We start from the raw sequence: 20,098 nt of genomic DNA, 5'->3' as shown, positions 1-20,098 counted from the left end.
TTATGGATTACCAGAATCAGGGCGAGCTTGAGGAGTAACCATTACTACTGGTTGCATAGTAATAGCTAACAAAAATAACGCGAGCGAGCATATAGCTCGACAGATACCGTTACTCTCTCCCATCCGGACTTTAACCGTCGGCCCCGGAATTACACCGGATCTGCTGACCCCACGCTGCGAACTCGATAATTACTATCGGAGAAAACAGCGAGAGCGCTCGCGGGCTTCCAGTATGTGTACTGGTTTACCGCCGGTGGGGAATTACACCCCGCCCTGAGAATAAGTGGGTTTACTATAACGCTAATACCTCGATAGGGCAATTGATCCGCCACAGGAAATAGGGCAAAACGTCTGCTGTATTACAGTAAAATTATGCTGAATATGTGCAAAGCCGATGTCAGATTTTATTTATACCCATTACACTTGCTATAGTAATAACTTACATAACCTAATCAGGAAAGCGACATGATTGACCCAAAGAAGATTGAGCAAATCGCCCGTCAAGTGCATGAATCTATGCCAAAAGGTATCCGGGAATTGGGTGATGATGTGGAGAAAAAGATTCGTCAGGTCTTGCAGGCACAGCTGACCCGGTTGGATTTGGTGAACCGTGAAGAGTTCGATATTCAGACGCAGGTTCTGCTCCGCACGCGCGAGAAGATTGCTCGCCTGGAACAGCGTATGACCGAGCTGGAAGCGAAACTGTCTACGGAAGAAAAGCCCGCCGCAGCGCCGGAAAACGACCAATCGTCATAACACTCGTCTCATCACAACAGCTCGTCATCATCGCGATACAACGCCCTAATCAGGGCGTTGCTCGATTCCCTACTCTGCACCAGCGACAACCCTCAGAAACACAGATTTCACGTCGCGGCATTCAGAATAAACGGCTCAGTGGGAAACCAGTTCGACCTGCTTACGTGGCAGGAACAGCCACAGCACGGCCAGCATGATTAACGCATACAGCGATTTCCAGCCGATCATCAGCAACAGCGCACAGCAGAGCAGGCCGCCGATTGCCGCCATCACTTTGGCGCGCCCTTTCAGCAAACGCCACCCCGCCAGCATACACAGCAGATAAATCAGAACGAAGATGCCGTTCGCGTACACAATCAGCATATCCAGCGGCAACCTAAGCCAATAAATTAACAGGCAGCACACCAGACAGCAGGCCACCACAACCGACAGCGCATTCACCGGCGCTTGCCCTGCGGACAGCTTCGCCAGCGCACTCCCTTTCGGTGCCTGCGACCAGACTAAACGGGCAAAGCCCTGCGTGTAGATATTCACGCTGGCAAAGCAGGCCAGATATCCGACAAAGCAGGCAATCCACAGCGCATGCTGACCAAACAATTGCACAACGATGCCCGGCAGTGAGGCCGTTGCAGCAATGCCTTCTCCGTAAGCTTTAAAATGCAGCACTGCCACCGTACATCCCCAATACACCGCACCCGCGACCAACATGCCGATGAGTAAAGCCCGTGGGAAATCCCGCTCCGGCGCCCGAAACTCCGTCGCCATATGGGCAAAGGCTTCAAGACCAACGAAGCACCAGAACATCACAGCCAGCGCGCCGAAGGTGTTAGACCATGACAGCTCACTCACCGACGGCCAGGGAATGTGTGCGGGCGTGATATCGCCCTGCCACCAGATCGCGGCAACCAGCCCCACCACCAGCATCGCGATAACGATCTGAATATTGGCGCTGGATCCCGCACTGCGCAGACCAAGCAGCCAGATACCGCCCAGCGTCAGCAGTTGTACGCAGAGTAGCCCCAGATCGCTCCAGCCAAATGCCGCCTGCCAGAACCCTGCGGCAATCTGCAAGGCGGCAGGTAGCCCCAGCGGAATAACGGACAGGAATAGCCAACCAGTAACCCGCGCCATGCGCGGCCCAAAAGCGAGGTTAACAAAGTGCGCGGCCCCGCCCGCATTAGGAAAATGTTGCCCCAGCGCGGCAAAGCCGATTGCGATAGGAAAAACAAGCAGGATCAAGATCGGCCACGCCCATAGGCTGTCTTGCTGTGCCAGTTGTGCGACCAGCGCAGGAACCGCAAATACGCCAGTTCCCAGCAGCGAAGTAGACAGCAACCCCACGCCCTGAATCAGGCCAAGCTCTTGTTTTAATCCTTTTACTTCACTCACTACGTTTCACCTTTTCTTGCTTTTTACACCACAGCACGGCCAGATCGAAGAATAAAAAAAGCCTCCACTAACGGAGGCTTCTCTCACCCACTGCATTCGCAAACTTATGCTTTCACATAGATAGTGCTATCAGGCGTTGGCTTTCAGCACATCGCGAATGCGGGCTTTGTAGGATTCAACCTTTTGCGGCGTCATCATACGACGTTCGTCATCCTGCACCACACCGCCAACATCGTCAGCAATACGCTGTGCAGACTGTAACATCAGTTTAAAGTTTTGGCTGGCATCGCCATAAGATGGCACCATCATGAAAATGGACACGCCGGGCGTCGAGAATTCGGACATCGCATCGACATTAAACGATCCGGGTTTAACCATATTCGCCAGACTGAACAACACCGGGCCTGCGCCAGCGGGGTTCACATGGCGATGGAAAATGTTCATTTCACCAAACTGGAAACCGGCCTGAAGCAGACTTTGCAACAGCAGTTCACCGCCAATGACACCGCCCTGATGCGCCACAACGTGCAGCACTAATACCGCTTCTTTTGCCGCGGCGGGTTCAACGGGCTCAGCAGGTTGCTGAGGCTGTGCAGGCGCGGGCTGAACTTTCTCATGCAGCGAATGTGCGACAGGCTGCTGTGGAGCAGATGCTGGCGCATCATACGCAAACGGCTCACGCGGAGTGCTAGGTTCAGAAATCGGGGTTTCTCTAGGGACGACAACCTGCGGGTTAGTATCGCCACGTACTTGCGCACGCGGAGAATCCACTGGCGTCGCTTCATCCAGTAACGGATCGTAAGAAGACACGGGAGACAGGTGCTCGAACGGCGATTTCGCCTCTGAACGAGCGTCTTCACGTGCACTGTGGTTATTGAATGAGGAGTTATCAAATGACGCGTTATCAAATGATGAGTTATCAAGTGAAGCGCTGCCAAATGAAGGCTCACTCTGCTGCGGGCGGGCGCCCTTCACGCGAACTTCGCCAACGCCTTCATCCAGATCGTCAAGCGGCGTTTCATCACGCGCTTTTTTTGCACGTTTAACCGGGCGGTCACGAAAAAGGGACGAGCGCTCTTTACGGCTAGTCCACAAGCCGTGCAGTAACAGCGCTATTATAGCGATCGCGCCAACAACGATTAATATCAGACGCAAGTCCTGCATCATTGCTATCCCAATTGTTCTAACAAAACATTGCCACCACGGCAAATACCTATACTACTAACTCTATTTGCCTGAGTACACAAGTGCAAGCCTGCACGGTACTTTATGACAATAAAGATAGATACAACGCACTTTTTTGCTGTTTTTTCATCCAAATACGGGCTAGTCAGCATAAGATCATCCCGATATGATGCCTCAACAAACAAATGACTGAGTCTATCGGCACTATGTCTTCAGAAAAACCATCGTCTTCAGAAAAACCATCATCTTCCGGAAAATTGTCTTACGGCAATACCGCAGGCCAGGTTCGCAGCGGCATACACTATTTTCTTGCCGGATGGCGCCTGATCTCACTGCCGGGCATCCGACGTTTCGTTATTCTGCCCTTATTGATGAACATCGTCCTGATGGGCGGGGCTTTCTGGTGGCTTTTCACCCAGTTGAATGACTGGATTCCGCAGATCATGAGCCACATTCCGAGCTGGCTGCAATGGCTCAGCTACCTCATTTGGCCACTGGCCGTCCTCTCCATTTTGCTGGTATTCAGCTACCTATTCAGTACGATCGCCAATTTTATTGCCGCACCGTTTAACGGTTTGTTGGCGGAACAATTGGAAGCAAAACTCACCGGCCAAACGTTGCCGGACAGCGGCATACTCGGCATCGCCAAAGACGTCCCACGCATCATGAAGCGTGAAGTCCAAAAGCTGGCGTATTACCTGCCACGCGCGATTGTGCTACTACTTCTCTATTTCATTCCCGGCATTGGACAAACTGTCGCTCCGGTGCTGTGGTTCCTGTTCAGCGCGTGGATGCTGGCGATTCAGTACTGCGATTATCCTTTTGATAACCACAAAGTGGGCTTTGCCACGATGCGTCAGGCATTACGTCGCCATAAAGTCGCCAATATGCAGTTTGGCGCCTTGGTCAGTCTATTTACGCTGGTGCCTTTTTTGAATCTGGTCATCATGCCCGTCGCGGTATGTGGTGCAACGCAGCTGTGGGTGGATCGTTATCGCGATCTGTCAGCAACCCTGCCGAAAAAAGCGCCATAAAAAGACCGTAAACACTGGCTGATAACGGCCAGTGTTTTCTATTGTAATGAAAAGATATTTCTTAAGAACATAACGATATAGCAATTCTTTACTTCACTGAAAAGTGTGAACGGGTATTCTCTCTACGTTCGCAAAAATTTCATACAGTTATAAGGACAGGCTATGAGCAAGATCTACGAAGACAATTCTTTCACAATCGGCCATACGCCGCTGGTTCGCCTGAACCGTATCGGCAACGGACGCATTCTCGCTAAAGTGGAATCCCGCAACCCCAGCTTCAGCGTAAAATGCCGTATCGGCTCCAACCTGATTTGGGATGCAGAAAAGCGTGGCGTTCTCAAACCCGGCATCGAACTGGTTGAACCTACCAGCGGAAACACAGGGATTGCGCTGGCCTACGTAGCGGCGGCTCGCGGTTACAAACTTACGCTCACCATGCCAGAAACCATGAGCATCGAGCGTCGTAAGCTGCTGAAAGCGCTGGGTGCGAACCTGGTGCTGACCGAAGGCGCAAAAGGCATGAAAGGTGCCATCGCCAAAGCAGAAGAGATTGTCGCTAGCGATCCAAGCCGTTATCTGCTGTTGCAGCAGTTCAGCAACCCAGCGAACCCAGAAATTCACGAAAAGACCACCGGCCCTGAAATCTGGGAAGATACTGACGGTCAGGTTGATGTCTTTATCTCTGGCGTCGGTACAGGCGGTACGCTGACAGGCGTGAGCCGTTACATCAAGAACACCAAAGGCAAGGCCATCATCAGCGTGGCAGTTGAACCTACCGATTCACCGGTGATCACTCAGGCGCTGGCAGGCCAAGAGCTGAAACCAGGCCCGCACAAGATTCAGGGCATCGGCGCGGGTTTCATTCCAGGTAATCTGGATCTGAAACTAATCGACCGTGTAGAGAAAGTGACGAACGAAGAAGCGATCGGCACCGCGCGCCGTTTGATGGAAGAAGAAGGCATTCTGGCCGGTATTTCTTCCGGTGCAGCCGTTGCGGCAGCGCTGAACTTGCTCAAAGAAAAAGAATTTGAAGATAAAACTATCGTCGTTATTCTGCCTTCTTCCGGCGAACGCTACCTCAGCACAGCACTCTTTGCCGACCTGTTCACCGAGCAGGAACTGCAACAATAACCCCCGGTCACACTCGAACAACAAGTGACCAATGTGTTAAAAAAGCACCTATTTAGGTGCTTTTTTGTGGCACAGTTCAAACTTTCCACCACATGTGGATTGCTTTTCTACATCAGGTTTAGTATTTAACCGAACAATTATTTTGATGCGTGAAATTAATATCCGACAAATACCACGCCCCGTCACATGCTTTTCCCCTGCGCACGATAGCCCACATCGCCGTTTTGCGACCGAGGTTAAGATAATGGGTAGCGGAAGCTGCGGTGTTTGATGGTATTTTATTCAGGAAATACGTTTGACGGTTTTCTTGTCGCATCGTGGCCCGCCCCTGTAACATAAATCAGGAGCTAACCAAACAGGCTAAAGTTCAGTGAATCGACTAAACTTTAGTTCCACAACATTAATCTAATCCATAAGTTGGGGAAAAAAGCATGTTCCAGCAAGAAGTGACTATCACCGCACCAAATGGCCTGCACACTCGTCCTGCTGCTCAGTTCGTCAAAGAAGCCAAAGGCTTCACCTCTGAAATCACCGTGACGTCCAACGGCAAGAGCGCTAGCGCCAAGAGCCTGTTCAAATTACAAACACTCGGCTTAACACAAGGAACTGTGGTTACTATCGCTGCGGAAGGCGAAGACGAACAAAAAGCGGTTGAACACCTGGTCAAGCTGATGGCTGAGCTCGAGTAACCGACGAGTTTTTTAGTGAACACCAGAATCGAGTAAGGTAGGGTTATGATTTCAGGCATATTAGTATCACCGGGTATTGCTTTTGGTAAGGCACTGTTACTGAAAGAAGATGAAATTCTCATCAACCGGAAAAAAATCTCTGCGGATCAGGTGGAGCAGGAAATTGAACGTTTTCTGACTGGCCGTTCCAAAGCATCCGCACAGTTGGAAGCTATCAAGAAGAAAGCGGGCGAGACGCTGGGTGCAGAGAAAGAAGCCATCTTCGAAGGCCACATCATGTTGCTGGAAGATGAAGAGTTCGAGCAGGAAATCATAGCCCTGATTAAAGATGAACATGCTTCCGCCGACGCCGCTGCGTTTTCCGTCATCGAAAACCAGGCTAAAGCACTGGAAGAGCTTGATGATGAATATCTGAAAGAACGCGCCGCGGACATGCGTGATATCGGGAAGCGTTTGCTCAGAAACATTCTCAATATGCCTATCGTCGATCTGGGCGATATTCAGGATGAAGTCATCTTGGTTGCCACGGATCTGACGCCGTCAGAAACCGCGCAGCTGAATCTGGACAAAGTGCTGGGCTTCATCACCGACCTCGGTGGCCGCACGTCTCACACGTCCATTATGGCCCGTTCGCTGGAACTGCCTGCGATCGTCGGCACGACCAATGTGACCCAGCAGGTTAAAAACGGCGACTATCTGATTCTGGATGCCGTAAACAACCAGATTTATCAGAATCCGACCGCGGATAAAATTGAAGAATTAAAAGCTATTCAGCAGCAATACCACGCTGAAAAGTATGAGCTGGCCAAGCTGAAAGATCTGCCAGCCATCACGCTGGACGGTCATCAGGTTGAAGTCTGTGCCAACATCGGTACCGTGCGCGATGTCGCGGGCGCTGAGCGTAACGGCGCAGAAGGTGTCGGCCTGTATCGTACCGAATTCCTGTTCATGGATCGTGACTCGCTGCCTACCGAAGAAGAGCAGTTCCAGGCGTATAAGGCGGTTGCCGAAGCCGTTGGCGCTCAGGCCGTTATCGTCCGTACCATGGATATCGGCGGCGACAAAGATCTGCCATACATGAATCTGCCGAAGGAAGAGAACCCGTTCCTTGGCTGGCGTGCTATCCGTATCTGTCTGGATCGTAAAGAAATCCTGCATGCTCAGCTGCGTGCCATTCTGCGCGCATCAAAATTTGGCAAGCTGCGTATCATGTTCCCGATGATTATTTCCGTGGAAGAAGTGCGTGAGCTGAAAGCCGAACTGGAAATGCTGAAAGCACAGCTGAGAGAAGAAGGTAAAGCCTTCGACGAAAGCATTGAAGTCGGCGTGATGGTTGAAACACCTGCCGCCGCCGCTATCGCGCCACATTTAGCCAAAGAAGTCGACTTCTTTAGTATTGGGACAAATGACTTAACCCAGTATACTCTGGCAGTTGATCGCGGTAATGAGCTGATTTCTCATCTCTATAACCCGATGTCCCCAGCTGTCCTTACCCTGATCAAACAGGTTATCGACGCGTCTCATGCCGAAGGCAAGTGGACAGGGATGTGTGGTGAGCTCGCCGGTGACGAACGTGCTACACTACTGTTATTGGGAATGGGTCTGGACGAATTCAGCATGAGTGCAATCTCTATCCCGAGCATCAAGAAAATCATCCGTAATGCGAATTACGAAGATGCGAAGGCGCTGGCGGAGCAAGCACTCGCTCAACCGACAGCACAAGAGTTAAGCAATCTGGTGAGCCGCTTTATTAAAGAAAAAACGCTCTGCTGATTCTGCTTTACCTAATAGGTTTCAAGGTGGCAATCAGCACCCCGACAGGCGATAGATTCGCAGTCGGGGTAGCGAAGAAAACCAATGCCACACCAACTTGAAAGATTAGGGTATACGCTGGCCCAATATTAATGCTTAGGAGAGAATCATGGGTTTGTTCGATAAATTGAAGTCTCTGGTTTCTGACGACAAAAAAGACACTGGCAGCATCGAAATCATTGCCCCGCTGTCCGGTGAAATCGTCAATATTGAAGACGTTCCTGATGTCGTATTCGCAGAGAAAATCGTCGGTGACGGTATTGCCATCAAGCCAACTGGCAACAAGATTGTCGCACCGGTAGACGGCACCATCGGTAAGATTTTTGAAACCAACCATGCGTTTTCCATCGAGTCTGACAGCGGCATTGAGCTGTTTGTGCACTTTGGTATTGATACCGTTGAATTGAAAGGCGAAGGCTTCAAGCGCATCGCCGAAGAAGGCCAGCGTGTGAAGAAAGGCGATCTCGTTATCGAGTTTGACCTGGCTCTGCTGGAAGAAAAAGCGAAGTCTACTCTGACACCAGTGGTTATTTCCAACATGGATGAAATCAAGGAATTGACCAAACTGAGTGGTACGGTTGTTGTCGGTGAAACGCCGGTTATCCGTATCAAAAAGTAAGCCGCCTTCTACGGATGGTTTACTACGTTTGCACGAAACGGCACCCGGATGGTGCCGTTTTCGTTTCAGGCTTTCCAGCGCGGTACGCACAGGCGAATCACTAACCCGCACTGCTCACCATTATCCGCCTCAATATGCCCGCCGTGCGCCAACACGACTTTACGGGTAATCGCCAGCCCCAGCCCATAACCTTTGCCAGACAGCGGCGAATCAACACGAATGAAAGGATCGAAGATACTGGAGAGCTTACTTTTCTCCACGCCAGGCCCCTGATCGGCAACCTGAATCATCCACTCATGTTCATTGCCAATGAGTGACACGGAAACCTGCTGCGTGGGGGCGGAAAAACGTAGCGCGTTGCGCATCACATTATCGACTGCCCTGCGCATCAGCTCCGCGTTGCCTTTAATCGTGTAGTCTTCGTCCTCATCCGCCGCCAGCAGGATTTCAACGCCGGTGACCTGCGCTTCATAGCGAGTATCGTTGACCACGGCCGTCACCAGCCCCAGTAAATCGAAATAGGCTTCCTCAATACCGGAATGCTCCGTGCGCGATAGCGTCAGCAGTTCGCCAATCATCTTATCCATCAACAAGGCTTCACGCTCAATTCGCTGCAAGGAACTCTCTATATTGTCCGGGTTCTGCCTTATCAACCCGATAGCAAGCTGCAAACGCGCCAGCGGGGAGCGCAGCTCGTGCGAGACATCATGGAGCAGTTGTTCACGCGCGCTGGCCAGACTGTCCAGTCGTTCAACCATCGAATCGAAATCACGCGCGACATCGCTGATTTCATCATGACGTTTATGCATCACCGGCAGCAGGCGCACGTTCAGATCGCCCTGCGCAACCTGATCAAACCCCGCACGAATCTGACTTAGCGGACGTGCCAGACTCCATGCCAATACCGAGCTGAACAACAGGCCACCAAACCCCGCAATGATCACAAACGGTACAGGCACGTTGAGAAATTCGACTGGACGAGGGGGACGAAATTCGCTGCGCAGCAGCTCGGCGTCATAACGAATCTGATACCACTTTCCGGCAGGGCCGCTGACCTGCTTGATAATATGCGTGGCACGCGGCGCGCCACGTTTATCCGGCGCAAAAGCCTCATCGAGCAACGCGTTCTGCGGGGCGGAAACCAACTCCTGATCGGACAGCGGCAACGGTGATTCCGTGACGGAAATGTATTGCTGCTCTTGCTGCGGCAGCAGCGACATCACATCGTTCAGTTCACCCAAGCCGCCATGTTGCAGCGCCGCAGCCACCATCTCCGTTTGCATCGTCGCAATGCGCGACACCACGATTTCTTCCAGCGGCTTATGGCGCTCGCCGTAAAAAGAAAAAGCCAGCCACAGCAGTTGAGACATGACGAGAAACGTCAGCCAAAACCCGAGCAAGATCTTCCAGAAAAGTCGTCCACGAATCATCATCAGCGAATCCGGTATCCCACGCTGCGCACGGTTTCAATCGTCATGGTGTTGCCCGGCAAGACGCCGAGCTTCTGACGAATATTACTGATGTGCACGTCCACGCTGCGGTCATAAGCCTCACGGCGACGCCCCAGGCATTTTTCGGACAGTTCATCCTTTGACACCACCCGTTCAGGGGAGCGCAGCAGCAGCTCCAGCAAATTAAACTCAGACGCCGTCAGATCAAACGGCTTCCCACGCCATTCACTGATGCGCGTGGCAGGGTTCAACACCAGATCGCCACTGGCGGCCAGACTCTCATCCCGTTTTGTACTCGGCTGATCGTCATAGCGGCGTAGCACCGCTCGCAGTCTCGCCACCAGCTCACGCGGGTAACAAGGTTTAGGCATATAGTCATCCGCGCCCATTTCCAGACCGATAACTCTGTCAATGTTGTCGCCTCTCGCTGTCAGCATAATGACGGGCAACTGCTGGGTTTTTCTAATCTGGCGCAGCACGTCAATCCCGCTCATATCGGGCAGCATGACATCCAAAATCATCGCGGTGTAATCCCCCGACGTCGCGCCATCGACGCCTTCTTTGCCCGTTAGCACCCGCGAGGTCGAAAACCCTTCCGCATTCAGATACTCACAGAGCATATCGCCCAGCTCTACGTCGTCATCGACCAGTAAAATATTCATATCCTGTCCTCATTAATCGGGTATACCCTACGTATTCGAGTTGCGGGAAGGAAACACACATGCAGCTTGAAGTATGATAGGTATAGATGATGTATTCTCAGGCCTCGCGTGAATATTCGCAGCCAGATTTACTTAATCCTTACCATTTCTTTCAGCAAAGATTACCGCTACCTTTACGGACTCGGGGTAAATTACTCACCTGCGTTATTTATTCCCGTTCAGATGCATTCATTAAGGACGACTCCCCCTGATGCAATCACGATTTTTTACACGACGCCGTACGACGATCGCGCTTGGTCTTATCGCCGCTGCCGTGCTTCTTCATCTGTTTTTCAACAAGCCATCGCCTACGCCCAATACGCTTACCACCGCCGCCGAGATTGCGGATCTCGAACAAACGGTGCTTGCTGACGGAAAAATTGAGGCACAGAAGCTGGTCAGCGTCGGTGCTCAGGCCTCAGGGCAAATCAAAGCGCTGCACGTCGAACTCGGCGATAAGGTGAAAAAAGGGCAATTGATCGCCGAGATTGATGACCTCACTCAGCAGGACACGCTAAAAAACGGTGAAGCGGCGTTAAAAAATATTCAGGCGCAGCGAGCAGCCAAACTGGCGGAATTGCGTAATAACGAATTAAGCTGGCAGCGTCAGCAAATGTTGATGAAACGTGGCGTTGGCGCACAGGCCGACTACGATAGCGCGAAAGCGACGCTGGATGCCACCCGAGCCAACATCGACGCGCTGGACGCCCAAATCATTCAGGCACAGATTACCGTCAACACCGCCAAGGTTAATCTGGGATACACCCAAATTCGTTCACCGATGGATGGCACCGTGGTGGCCATTCCTGTTGAAGCTGGGCAAACGGTCAACGCGATTCAGACGACGCCGACCATCGCCAAAGTCGCTAATCTGGACACCATGACCATCAAGGTGAAAATCTCAGAGGCCGACGTCGTCAAGGTAAAAACCGGCATGCCTGTGTGGTTCAGTATTCTGGGCGAACCGAATAACCGTTATGAAGCCACGCTGAGTTCGATTGAACCCGCGCCAGACTCCATCAACACGGACTCGACCACAACGTCATCCAGTTCGAGCAGCAGCACCAGCTCATCGTCCAGCACCGCGATCTATTACAACGGCCTGTTCGATGTGAAGAACCCTGATGGCGTATTGCGCATTTCCATGACGGCACAGGTGTATATTCTGCTGTCTTCGGTGAAAAATGCCATTGTCGTTCCAGCGACGGCGTTAACCTCGCGCGATGGCATGTGGTACGTGCAGGTCGTGAATGCGAACAAGAAGGTCGAATCGCGTCTAGTCACGCTCGGCCTCAATGATAACGTGCGCACCCAGATCCGTTCGGGGCTCAGCGTGGGGGAACAGGTGGTTGTCAGCCCATCGTCCGGTGATGCCGCGTCTACGCATCCCGGCCCGCCGATGGGGATGTAACGCATGTCCACATCCTTACTTAAGCTAACCGGCATTACCCGCCGCTTTTCCAACGGCGAACAGGACGTCACCGTCCTCAAGGACATCAACCTGACCATCAATCAGGGAGAGATGGTGGCGATTGTCGGTGCGTCCGGGTCGGGAAAATCCACGCTGATGAATATTCTCGGCTGTCTGGATAAACCGTCCTCCGGTGATTATCAGGTGGCAGGACGCGCCGTTGGCAAACTGGACAACGACCAGCTCGCGGAACTGCGCCGCGAGCATTTCGGCTTTATTTTCCAGCGCTATCACCTGCTCGGCGACCTCAGCGCACTGGGAAATGTTGAAGTTCCGGCCATTTATGCAGGAAAGAGCCGGCTGGCACGCCGTCAACGGGCGGCAGAGCTGCTAACCCGGCTAGGGCTGGAAAATCGTCTCCACTATCGACCTAGCCAGCTTTCCGGCGGCCAGCAGCAGCGCGTGAGTATCGCACGGGCGCTGATGAACGGTGGCGGCATCATTCTGGCGGATGAACCCACCGGTGCGCTGGACACCCACAGCGGCAACGAGGTTCTGAGCATACTTCGCGATCTGCACAGACAAGGCAATACCGTCGTGATCGTGACCCACGATATGACGATTGCCGAACACGCTCAGCGCATCATCGAACTGCGCGATGGCGAAGTGATTGCCGACCGACAAACGCGCCCCGAAGAGGCCACAGAGCCGCCACCGAAAGCCGCCAGCTCTCCAGCGACGTCCGCCTTGAATCAGTTCAAAGATCGCTTTATCGACGCGTTTAAAATGGCGCTGCTGGCGATGAACGCCCAGCGGATGCGCACCTTTCTGACCATGCTCGGCATCATCATCGGCATTGCGTCTGTCGTCTCGGTCGTCGCGCTGGGAAAAGGCTCACAGGAGCAAGTACTAGCCGACATCAACTCGATGGGCACCAGCACGCTAGAAATTTTCCCCGGCAAAGACTTCGGCGACATGGATGCCAGCGCCATCCAAACGCTGCGAGCCAGCGATATTCAGCCGCTAACGCAGCAGCCCTACGTGCATAGCGTTACGCCGTCGATCTCAACCAGCGTAACGATGCGCTACGGCAACATTGCCGTTTCCGCCAGCATTTCCGGGGTTGGTGAGCAGTTCTTCACCGTTCGTGGCTACACTCTGCAACGCGGCGTGCTTTTCCCTCGCAGCAGCGTCGATGAACTGAAGCAGGACGCCGTGATTGACAAAAACACGCGCGATAAGCTCTTTCCCCACGGCGAAGATCCCATTGGGCAAGTGATTCTGCTGGGCTCGCTGCCCGTACGGATTATCGGCGTCGTCAGCAAGAATCAGGGTGGCTTCGGCAGCGATGAAAACCTGAACGTATGGGTGCCGTACACGACGGTGATGAAGCGCATGGTCGGGCAGTCCTACCTGAAAAGCATCACGGTGCGGGTGAAAGACAATATTGATATGAACGTCGCCGAGAAAAGTATCACTGCACTGCTGACGCAGCGGCACGGGACGAAAGATTTCTTTATCATGAACACGGATAGCATTCGTCAGATGATCGAGAAAACCACCACCACGCTCACGCTGCTGGTGTCGATGATCGCGCTGATTTCGCTGCTGGTCGGCGGTATCGGTGTAATGAACATCATGCTGGTATCCGTCACCGAGCGAACCCGAGAGATCGGCGTTCGTATGGCGGTTGGCGCACGTACCAGCGATATCATGCAGCAGTTTCTTATCGAAGCGGTGCTGGTTTGCCTGTTCGGCGGCATCATCGGCGTGGCGCTATCGCTGGCTATCGGCGTGCTGTTCGCACAGTTCAGCAGCAATTTCGCGATGATCTATTCCAGTTCCTCGATTATTGCCGCGTTCCTATGCTCCAGCCTGATCGGTATTATCTTCGGCTTCTTCCCCGCCCGCCGCGCGGCACGGATGGAACCGATTCACGCACTGGAGCGGGAATAGCTGTCAGTCAAATACCCCGGTGGACAGATACCGATCGCCGCGATCGCAGGCGATTGCCACAATCACGCTGCCGGGATTTTCTGCCGCAATCCGCAACGCACCGGCCACTGCACCGCCGGAGCTGACACCACAGAAGATGCCTTCCTGACGCGCCAGCTGTCGCAGCGTATTCTCGGCGTCCACCTGCGTCATATCCAGAATGCGATCGACCAGATCGGCACGGAAAATCCCTGGCATATAGTCTGGTGTCCAGCGGCGAATACCGGGAATGTGACTCCCTTCCGCAGGCTGTAATCCCACCGTACAAATTGCCGGATTCTGCTGTTTCAGATAACGGCTGACGCCGGAAATGGTGCCGGTCGTTCCCATACTGGAAATAAAATGGGTCAGCTTACCCGCCGTCTGCTGCCAGATTTCCGGGCCAGTAGTCAGAAAGTGCGCCAGCGAATTGTCTGGGTTATTGAACTGATCGAGTGTTTTCCCTTCTCCCGCCAGCACCATCTGTTTCGCCCGATCCCGCGCCCCTTCCATCCCCAGCTTGCGATTCACCAACACCAGCTCCGCGCCATACGCGCGCATCGCGGTCTGGCGTTCATAGCTCATGTTGTCCGGCATCAGCAGGCGCAGCCGGTAACCTTTTACCGCCGCAATCATCGCCAACGCAATGCCGGTGTTCCCGCTGGTCGCCTCAATGAGCCGGTCACCGGGGGCGATATCACCGCGATTCTCCGCCTGCTGGATCATGGAGAGCGCGGCCCGATCTTTTACCGAACCGGCGGGGTTATTCCCTTCCAGCTTCAGCCAGATTTCACTGTTCAACCCCTGTGTTATGCGCTGCAATTTCACCAGCGGGGTATTACCAATACAATGCTCAAGCGTTGTCACAAGTTGAGTCCTAAAAAGTCTCACCCACTTACGGAGTGAACGATAAAATTAACGTTGCTGACAAACCCATGATGGTTAATTCGAGATACACGGGCGACCACAGAGCGAGGTATCCCTACGGGAACCTCATCCCTGTGCTTCCCCTAAAATCTGATTTTGTCAGCAATCTCAATTTACTGCTTTTCAGGCGGATTCTGTTCCCGCCCTTGCGCCATTTGCCGCTTCACACGCCACTGCAAAGCGCTTTTGATGAACAGCGTCAATATCGCCATCACGGTTAACAACGCCGCAGCGGTAAACGCCCCCACGCTGTTATAATCCTGATGCAACAATTCGACCTGTAGCGGCAGCGTGTAGGTTTCACCGCGAATCGCACCTGACACCACAGACACGGCGCCAAACTCACCTATCGCTCTGGCATTGGTCAGCACCACGCCATACAGCAGCGCCCAGCGAATATTCGGTAGCGTTACCCGATAGAACACCTGCCAGCCTGACGCACCGAGCAGCACTGCTGCTTCTTCTTCCTGACTGCCCTGACTCATCATCACCGGAACCAGCTCCCTGACCATAAACGGACAGGTCACGAATATCGTCACCAGCGCAATGCCCGGCCAGGCAAACATCAGCTGTATCCCCTGCTCATCCAGCCAGCCGCCAACCGGGCCGTTAGTGCTGTAAAAGAGCAGATACAGCAAACCCGCCACCACAGGAGAAACAGCAAAAGGAATGTCGATCAGCGTGAGCAGCAGTTGCCGCCCCGGAAACTGAAAGCGCGTGACCAGCCACGCCAGCAGCGTGCCAAACACTAGATTCACCGGTACAACAATCGCGACCACCAGCAGCGTGAGGCCAATGGCATGCAGCATGTCAGGATCGCTCAGGTTACGCCAGACGCCCCCCAGCCCATGCGACAGCGCAGCGGCAAAAATTGACACTAAGGGGATGACCAGCATGATGAGCGATAATATCACGCCCAGCGCAATCAACGCCGCTCTCGCCCAGTTACGTTCCTGCCGCCCCGGATGGGATTGACGCTGCGGCGTCACAGTCGGTATCTCTGCCATTACACGCTCCGGGTCCGTTGACCAAAACGGCTTTGCAGCACGTTGACGGCAAACAGTATCAATAAAGACGCAGCTAACACGACGGAGGCAATCGCGCTGGCAGCAGGGAAATCAAACTCCTGCAAGCGGATAAAAATCATCAGCGAAACGACTTCCGTTTGCCAGGCAATGTTCCCCGCAATAAAGATAACCGCACCAAATTCGCCCAGACTGCGGGCAAACGACAGCGCGGTGCCCGTTAGTAGCGCCGGCGTTAATTCCGGTAAGATGACATAGCGAAAACACTGCCAGCGATTCGCGCCCAGCGTTTGCGCCGCCTCTTCGTATTCCGATCCCAGATCTTCCAACACCGGTTGGACGGTACGCACCACAAAAGGAATGCTGGTGAACGCCATCGCGACCGTAATCCCCAGCCAGGTATACGACACCTTAATGCCGTACTCTGCCAGCCATGCGCCGTACCAGCCAGTCGTTGAAAACAGCGCAGCCAGCGTCAGCCCCGCCACGGCGGTAGGGAGCGCAAAGGGTAAATCCATCAATCCATCCAGCAGGGCTCGGCCGGGAAAGCGATAGCGCGTCAGAATCCACGCCATTAACAGACCGAATCCGGCATTAAATACCGTCGCCAGCCCTGCCGCCAAGAGCGTGACTTTGTAGGCCGCCACCACCTGCGGATTGGAGATTACCGTCCAGTACTGCGCCAGACTCATTTCTGAGAGTTGCATGACCAACGCACTTAAGGGCAGCAGCAGAATCAGACAGACGAACAGCAGGCTGCTACCCAGACTCAGCGCGAATCCCGGCAGCACCCGTTTACCTGAACCAGAAAAGAAGTGACCCGACCCCAAAGACATTACTGACGACCAGCCGCCAGCAATTTATCCAGTTCACCACCGGTGTCGAAGTGGGTTTTCATCACCTGTGGCCACGCCCCAAACTGATCTTCCACTCGGAATAAAGTGGTCTCCGGGAAGCGGGATTTCAGCGTTTGCGTCAATTCAGGGTTATTCACACGGTAGTAAAAGTCGGTGATCACCTTCTGCGCCTCTGGGCTATACAGATAATTCAGATAGGCTTTTGCCGCCTGCTCCGTGCCGTTCTTCTCGACATTCTTATCGATCCACGCCACCGGGAATTCAGCCAGCACGTTGACCTTCGGGACGATCACCTCGTAGTTCTCAGCGCCGTACTGGTTGCGAATATTATTCACCTCGGATTCAAAGCTAATCAGCACATCGCCCAACTGGCGTTCCACAAACGTGGTGGTTGCGCCACGGCCGCCGGTATCAAATACCTCGACGTTCGCCAGAAAACGCTTTACCCACTCGCGCGTTTTGGCCTCATCGCCACCGTTGGCTTTGCTGGTCGCGCCCCATGCGGCAAGGTAGGTATAGCGGGCATTGCCGGAGGTTTTCGGATTCGGGAAAATCAGCTTAACGTCATCACGCACCAGGTCGTTCCAGTCGTGAATCCCTTTAGGATTGCCCTTGCGAACCAGGAAGGCCATGGTGGAGTAAAATGGAGAGCTGTTATTCGGTAAACGCGTCTGCCAATCAGCCGGAATCAGTTGCCCGCGGTCGTGAAGGATCTGGACGTCCGTCACCTGATTATAGGTCACGACATCGGCCTTCAAGCCTTGCAGAATAGCCAGCGCCTGCTTAGATGAACCGGCATGCGACTGTTTGATCGTCAGCGGATCGTTAGGATGTTGCGACAGCCACTGTTTTTCAAAGCCGGGATTGAGCGCAACAAAGAGCTCACGCGATACATCATAAGAGCTGTTCAGCAACTCGGTAGCAGAGACAGCGCTCTGCCCGCCCAGCAGCAATGACAGCGCCAGAGAACCTTTCACCAGCCAGCCTTTCACCTGTACTTGATTCATCTTATGTCCTGTCAGAGTTAGAGCCTATTCGGTAGGCCTTGTTGTCGGAGCCGTTACATAGCCGTTTTTTGAATCGAATGCGCTTGTCAGCGTCAATCAGTGTAGGGGGAAGTGACGGTTAACATATAACCTTTATATATATCATTTCGGGATTTTTAAGCGCTAAAGGACATAACCCCGAAACGAGCGAGACGAGAAGAAAAAGTAGGGTGAAAAAGGAAAGGCGCGGTCAGATAGCCAATGCAGGGAGCGGAAAATTGAAAGCGGAGAGAATTGATGCCTGCACAGGTGCAGGCATCAGGAAAACGAGTCAGCTCTTACAGCGACAAAAGTTGATCGAGAGAAGGCGCGAAGAAGTAGCTGCCGCTGACGGCACGTGTAAAGCGCAGCATGTCATCGCGTTTGCCGTCACGATCGCCGAACATGCTCAGCAACTGCTGCTCAATGTTATGCAGACGCGCGCAGTAGGCAACAAAGTAAAGCCCGTTCTTCCCGCTCGCGGTGCCGTAAGGCAGGCTCTGACGCAGGATTTTCAGCCCTTTGCCGTCTTCCTTTAAATCCACGCGGCTAAGATGCGACGTCACAGGGCGCTCATCGGAAGACAGTTCTTCATTGTCCTGCTTGGTGCGGCCAATCATTTGCTCTTGCTGCTCCACGCTAAAACGCTGCAACTGCTTCAGATTATGTTCCCAACGTTGAGTAAACACGTAGCTGCCGCCCGCATCCGGCTGACCTTCTGGGATAATCGCCACAGCGTGACGCGCATCGCCCTGCGGATTTTCCGTGCCGTCGACAAAGCCGCTTAAATCGCGATCTTCCACCCAACGGAAACCGTGCGTCTCTTCTTCGATACGAATCGCGCTACCAAACGCCGCCAGCGCCGCCTGTGCAAGCGTGAAATTAACATCATGGCGCAGCGATTGGATATGGATCAACAGGTCGCGCTGCGTGGCAGGAGCAAGCCCGTTGCCCAGCGGCGTGAACGGCTTCAGCTCCGCTGCACCGTGGTTGCAGTCCAGATCCCGCCAGACATCGCTGCCAAACGCCAGCACGGCGCCTAATCCCGCATCGGGATACTGCTGCTGTAACTCTTGTAACATCTGACAGAATTTTTTGCATCCCTGCCGGATAGCATCAAACTCTCCCTGAATCATCGCTTCCATAAAAATGGCAAAACGGCGGTGTTCCAATAAAATACCGCTCTGAATTGGTGTCATTTCTGCTTCCTCAAGCGTCAGTTTTTTCTTTGTTGTTATGGTTTACTACGATAGTTATGGCGCATACGACCGCCGAAAAAATATCAGGCGGCGCCGCTATCATACCGGAAGCCGCCTGACTTTTACCTTGCGTAAACGCAAGTTAGTTTCGCGCCTGCGCGTGCCACACGATTTTGCTCACTTTCCAGGTTTTCAGGATATCATCGGGCGGCATCAAGCCTTCCGGGCCGCTCCACTCGCCGGAATAGACGTAGCTGATATGCGTACTCTGCGGCGCGGCACATTCCACGCTCTGCGCATCATCACCTTGCCCTAACTGGCAGGATTCAAACGCTTTACTGTAGGTATTGCTAAAAGCATCCCCTATTTTCACGCCACCTGCGCTGCCAATTGCCGGATCCATGACCTCAACTTTGCGCACGCTGCCCTTCGGCTGCCCACTGATGACCATCTTCACGTCTTTGCCATCCAGCGCCTGATAAAACGCAACCAGTTGACCGTTGGACGTGCCCATTCCGCTACGCAGTTGATAACTGCCATCCAGTGCGCTCTGTAACGCCCCTTCGGACAGCGGCGTACCGGCATTGATGCCGCCGACACCTGCATCGGTCACCTCCAGCGAGCTGCCGAACCAGTTAAACGGCGACAGGCTGGACCAGGAGAAATTGGAAAGTGTGCTGCATCCAGTCAGCAACAGCGGTAAACCCAGCACCAGCGATAAACCCAGCGGGCGAAAATTCATGGCATGTACTCCTCAAGATTGAACGGCTTTCGTCATCAGCCACCCTAGTAAGATGGGGATTGGAGTCTGCGAGCGACGAAAAGTGCCGTAAAGACGGGATAATCCTGCGGAAGATTATAGGGGGCATGGGACGAGAAACCTACCAGAACCGCAGGCCTCCCGAGAGCCGGA

The 20,098-nt window shown here is 53.4% G+C and carries 18 protein-coding genes and 1 riboswitch; of the genes, 8 read left to right on the top strand and 10 right to left on the bottom strand.

Annotation, left to right across the window (positions count from 1 at the left end; all coding sequences use genetic code 11):
• Positions 1-107: 107 nt before the first annotated feature.
• Positions 108-285, bottom strand: a riboswitch (FMN riboswitch).
• A gap of 180 nt (positions 286-465) precedes the next feature.
• Complete coding sequence (gene ubiK / locus BUB06_RS07275) at positions 466-756, top strand: ubiquinone biosynthesis accessory factor UbiK (RefSeq protein ID WP_039472052.1); 291 nt, start codon at positions 466-468, stop codon at positions 754-756.
• Between the two features lie 135 nt (positions 757-891).
• Here ubiK and yjeH read toward each other — a convergent pair whose 3' ends face one another.
• Positions 892-2,145, bottom strand: coding sequence for an L-methionine/branched-chain amino acid transporter (gene yjeH, locus BUB06_RS07270; protein ID WP_039472050.1), 1,254 nt, complete (start codon positions 2,143-2,145; stop codon positions 892-894).
• Positions 2,146-2,274: 129 nt separating this feature from the next.
• On the bottom strand, positions 2,275-3,312 hold the full coding sequence (gene zipA / locus BUB06_RS07265; RefSeq protein WP_175552156.1) for a cell division protein ZipA: 1,038 nt from the start codon (positions 3,310-3,312) through the stop codon (positions 2,275-2,277).
• A 224-nt stretch (positions 3,313-3,536) separates the two neighbouring features.
• On the opposite strand from zipA, the gene cysZ reads away from it, so the two are divergent.
• From cysZ to crr, 5 genes are all read left to right on the top strand, one after another.
• Positions 3,537-4,364: a sulfate transporter CysZ gene (cysZ, locus tag BUB06_RS07260; protein ID WP_010301403.1), complete on the top strand. Its 828-nt coding sequence runs from the start codon at positions 3,537-3,539 to the stop codon at positions 4,362-4,364.
• A gap of 162 nt (positions 4,365-4,526) precedes the next feature.
• A complete protein-coding gene (gene cysK / locus BUB06_RS07255; RefSeq protein ID WP_010301400.1) occupies positions 4,527-5,495 on the top strand; it encodes a cysteine synthase A in 969 nt (322 codons plus the stop codon).
• A 431-nt stretch (positions 5,496-5,926) separates the two neighbouring features.
• Positions 5,927-6,184: a phosphocarrier protein Hpr gene (gene ptsH, locus BUB06_RS07250; RefSeq protein ID WP_005971891.1), complete on the top strand. Its 258-nt coding sequence runs from the start codon at positions 5,927-5,929 to the stop codon at positions 6,182-6,184.
• Between the two features lie 45 nt (positions 6,185-6,229).
• Positions 6,230-7,957 (top strand): phosphoenolpyruvate-protein phosphotransferase PtsI, encoded by a 1,728-nt coding sequence (gene ptsI / locus BUB06_RS07245; RefSeq protein WP_010301394.1) that lies wholly within the window; start codon positions 6,230-6,232, stop codon positions 7,955-7,957.
• A gap of 148 nt (positions 7,958-8,105) precedes the next feature.
• Positions 8,106-8,615 carry a PTS glucose transporter subunit IIA gene (gene crr / locus BUB06_RS07240; RefSeq protein WP_010284368.1) on the top strand — a complete coding sequence of 170 codons (510 nt, stop codon included), beginning with the start codon at positions 8,106-8,108 and terminating at the stop codon, positions 8,613-8,615.
• 65 nt (positions 8,616-8,680) lie between these two features.
• Here crr and BUB06_RS07235 read toward each other — a convergent pair whose 3' ends face one another.
• Together BUB06_RS07235 and BUB06_RS07230 are read right to left on the bottom strand one after the other, a co-directional pair.
• Positions 8,681-10,048: an ATP-binding protein gene (locus BUB06_RS07235; protein WP_039472046.1), complete on the bottom strand. Its 1,368-nt coding sequence runs from the start codon at positions 10,046-10,048 to the stop codon at positions 8,681-8,683.
• Positions 10,048-10,728, bottom strand: coding sequence for a response regulator transcription factor (locus BUB06_RS07230; RefSeq protein ID WP_010301386.1), 681 nt, complete (start codon positions 10,726-10,728; stop codon positions 10,048-10,050). Before BUB06_RS07230 ends, BUB06_RS07235 begins: the two co-directional genes overlap by 1 nt.
• 250 nt (positions 10,729-10,978) lie before the next feature.
• Here BUB06_RS07230 and BUB06_RS07225 point away from each other — a divergent pair, with 250 nt between their 5' ends.
• Together BUB06_RS07225 and BUB06_RS07220 are read left to right on the top strand one after the other, a co-directional pair.
• Positions 10,979-12,178 carry an efflux RND transporter periplasmic adaptor subunit gene (locus tag BUB06_RS07225; protein ID WP_039472044.1) on the top strand — a complete coding sequence of 400 codons (1,200 nt, stop codon included), beginning with the start codon at positions 10,979-10,981 and terminating at the stop codon, positions 12,176-12,178.
• A 3-nt stretch (positions 12,179-12,181) separates the two neighbouring features.
• Positions 12,182-14,134 (top strand): MacB family efflux pump subunit, encoded by a 1,953-nt coding sequence (locus tag BUB06_RS07220; RefSeq protein WP_039472043.1) that lies wholly within the window; start codon positions 12,182-12,184, stop codon positions 14,132-14,134.
• A 3-nt stretch (positions 14,135-14,137) separates the two neighbouring features.
• Here BUB06_RS07220 and cysM read toward each other — a convergent pair whose 3' ends face one another.
• The 6 genes from cysM to BUB06_RS07190 all read right to left on the bottom strand — a co-directional run bounded on the left by cysM (position 14,138) and on the right by BUB06_RS07190 (position 19,927).
• On the bottom strand, positions 14,138-15,019 hold the full coding sequence (gene cysM / locus BUB06_RS07215) for a cysteine synthase CysM (RefSeq protein ID WP_010301380.1): 882 nt from the start codon (positions 15,017-15,019) through the stop codon (positions 14,138-14,140).
• 173 nt (positions 15,020-15,192) lie between these two features.
• Positions 15,193-16,086: a sulfate/thiosulfate ABC transporter permease CysW gene (cysW, locus tag BUB06_RS07210; protein WP_039472041.1), complete on the bottom strand. Its 894-nt coding sequence runs from the start codon at positions 16,084-16,086 to the stop codon at positions 15,193-15,195.
• Positions 16,086-16,940 (bottom strand): sulfate/thiosulfate ABC transporter permease CysT, encoded by an 855-nt coding sequence (cysT, locus tag BUB06_RS07205; RefSeq protein WP_039472039.1) that lies wholly within the window; start codon positions 16,938-16,940, stop codon positions 16,086-16,088. Before cysT ends, cysW begins: the two co-directional genes overlap by 1 nt.
• A complete protein-coding gene (locus BUB06_RS07200) occupies positions 16,940-17,968 on the bottom strand; it encodes a sulfate ABC transporter substrate-binding protein (RefSeq protein WP_010301371.1) in 1,029 nt (342 codons plus the stop codon). Before BUB06_RS07200 ends, cysT begins: the two co-directional genes overlap by 1 nt.
• Positions 17,969-18,285: 317 nt before the next feature.
• The gene (locus tag BUB06_RS07195; RefSeq protein ID WP_039472036.1) at positions 18,286-19,185 is read right to left on the bottom strand and encodes a Dyp-type peroxidase; all 900 of its coding nucleotides are present in this window, start codon (positions 19,183-19,185) and stop codon (positions 18,286-18,288) included.
• A gap of 142 nt (positions 19,186-19,327) precedes the next feature.
• Entirely contained in the window at positions 19,328-19,927 is a 600-nt protein-coding gene (locus BUB06_RS07190; protein ID WP_039472034.1) for an RpoE-regulated lipoprotein, read from the bottom strand.
• Between the last annotated feature and the right edge of the window lie 171 nt (positions 19,928-20,098).

The sequence above is a fragment of the Pectobacterium carotovorum genome, from assembly GCF_900129615.1.
In the GTDB taxonomy this organism is placed as follows: domain Bacteria; phylum Pseudomonadota; class Gammaproteobacteria; order Enterobacterales; family Enterobacteriaceae; genus Pectobacterium; species Pectobacterium carotovorum.
This window is presented reverse-complemented; position numbering and strand designations above follow the sequence as displayed.

Bases quoted from the DNA above. Each gene is read 5' to 3' on its own strand.
- BUB06_RS07225 (WP_039472044.1), top strand. From the start codon at position 10,979: ATGCAATCACGATTTTTTACACGACGCCGTACGACGATCGCGCTTGGT.
- cysK (WP_010301400.1), top strand. From the start codon at position 4,527: ATGAGCAAGATCTACGAAGACAATTCTTTCACAATCGGCCATACGCCG.
- BUB06_RS07235 (WP_039472046.1), bottom strand. From the start codon at position 10,048: ATGATGATTCGTGGACGACTTTTCTGGAAGATCTTGCTCGGGTTTTGG.
- zipA (WP_175552156.1), bottom strand. From the start codon at position 3,312: ATGATGCAGGACTTGCGTCTGATATTAATCGTTGTTGGCGCGATCGCT.
- ptsI (WP_010301394.1), top strand. From the start codon at position 6,230: ATGATTTCAGGCATATTAGTATCACCGGGTATTGCTTTTGGTAAGGCA.
- ubiK (WP_039472052.1), top strand. From the start codon at position 466: ATGATTGACCCAAAGAAGATTGAGCAAATCGCCCGTCAAGTGCATGAA.
- BUB06_RS07220 (WP_039472043.1), top strand. From the start codon at position 12,182: ATGTCCACATCCTTACTTAAGCTAACCGGCATTACCCGCCGCTTTTCC.
- BUB06_RS07190 (WP_039472034.1), bottom strand. From the start codon at position 19,927: ATGAATTTTCGCCCGCTGGGTTTATCGCTGGTGCTGGGTTTACCGCTG.
- cysZ (WP_010301403.1), top strand. From the start codon at position 3,537: ATGTCTTCAGAAAAACCATCGTCTTCAGAAAAACCATCATCTTCCGGA.
- BUB06_RS07195 (WP_039472036.1), bottom strand. From the start codon at position 19,185: ATGACACCAATTCAGAGCGGTATTTTATTGGAACACCGCCGTTTTGCC.
- cysW (WP_039472041.1), bottom strand. From the start codon at position 16,086: ATGGCAGAGATACCGACTGTGACGCCGCAGCGTCAATCCCATCCGGGG.
- BUB06_RS07230 (WP_010301386.1), bottom strand. From the start codon at position 10,728: ATGAATATTTTACTGGTCGATGACGACGTAGAGCTGGGCGATATGCTC.
- BUB06_RS07200 (WP_010301371.1), bottom strand. From the start codon at position 17,968: ATGAATCAAGTACAGGTGAAAGGCTGGCTGGTGAAAGGTTCTCTGGCG.
- ptsH (WP_005971891.1), top strand. From the start codon at position 5,927: ATGTTCCAGCAAGAAGTGACTATCACCGCACCAAATGGCCTGCACACT.
- cysT (WP_039472039.1), bottom strand. From the start codon at position 16,940: ATGTCTTTGGGGTCGGGTCACTTCTTTTCTGGTTCAGGTAAACGGGTG.
- crr (WP_010284368.1), top strand. From the start codon at position 8,106: ATGGGTTTGTTCGATAAATTGAAGTCTCTGGTTTCTGACGACAAAAAA.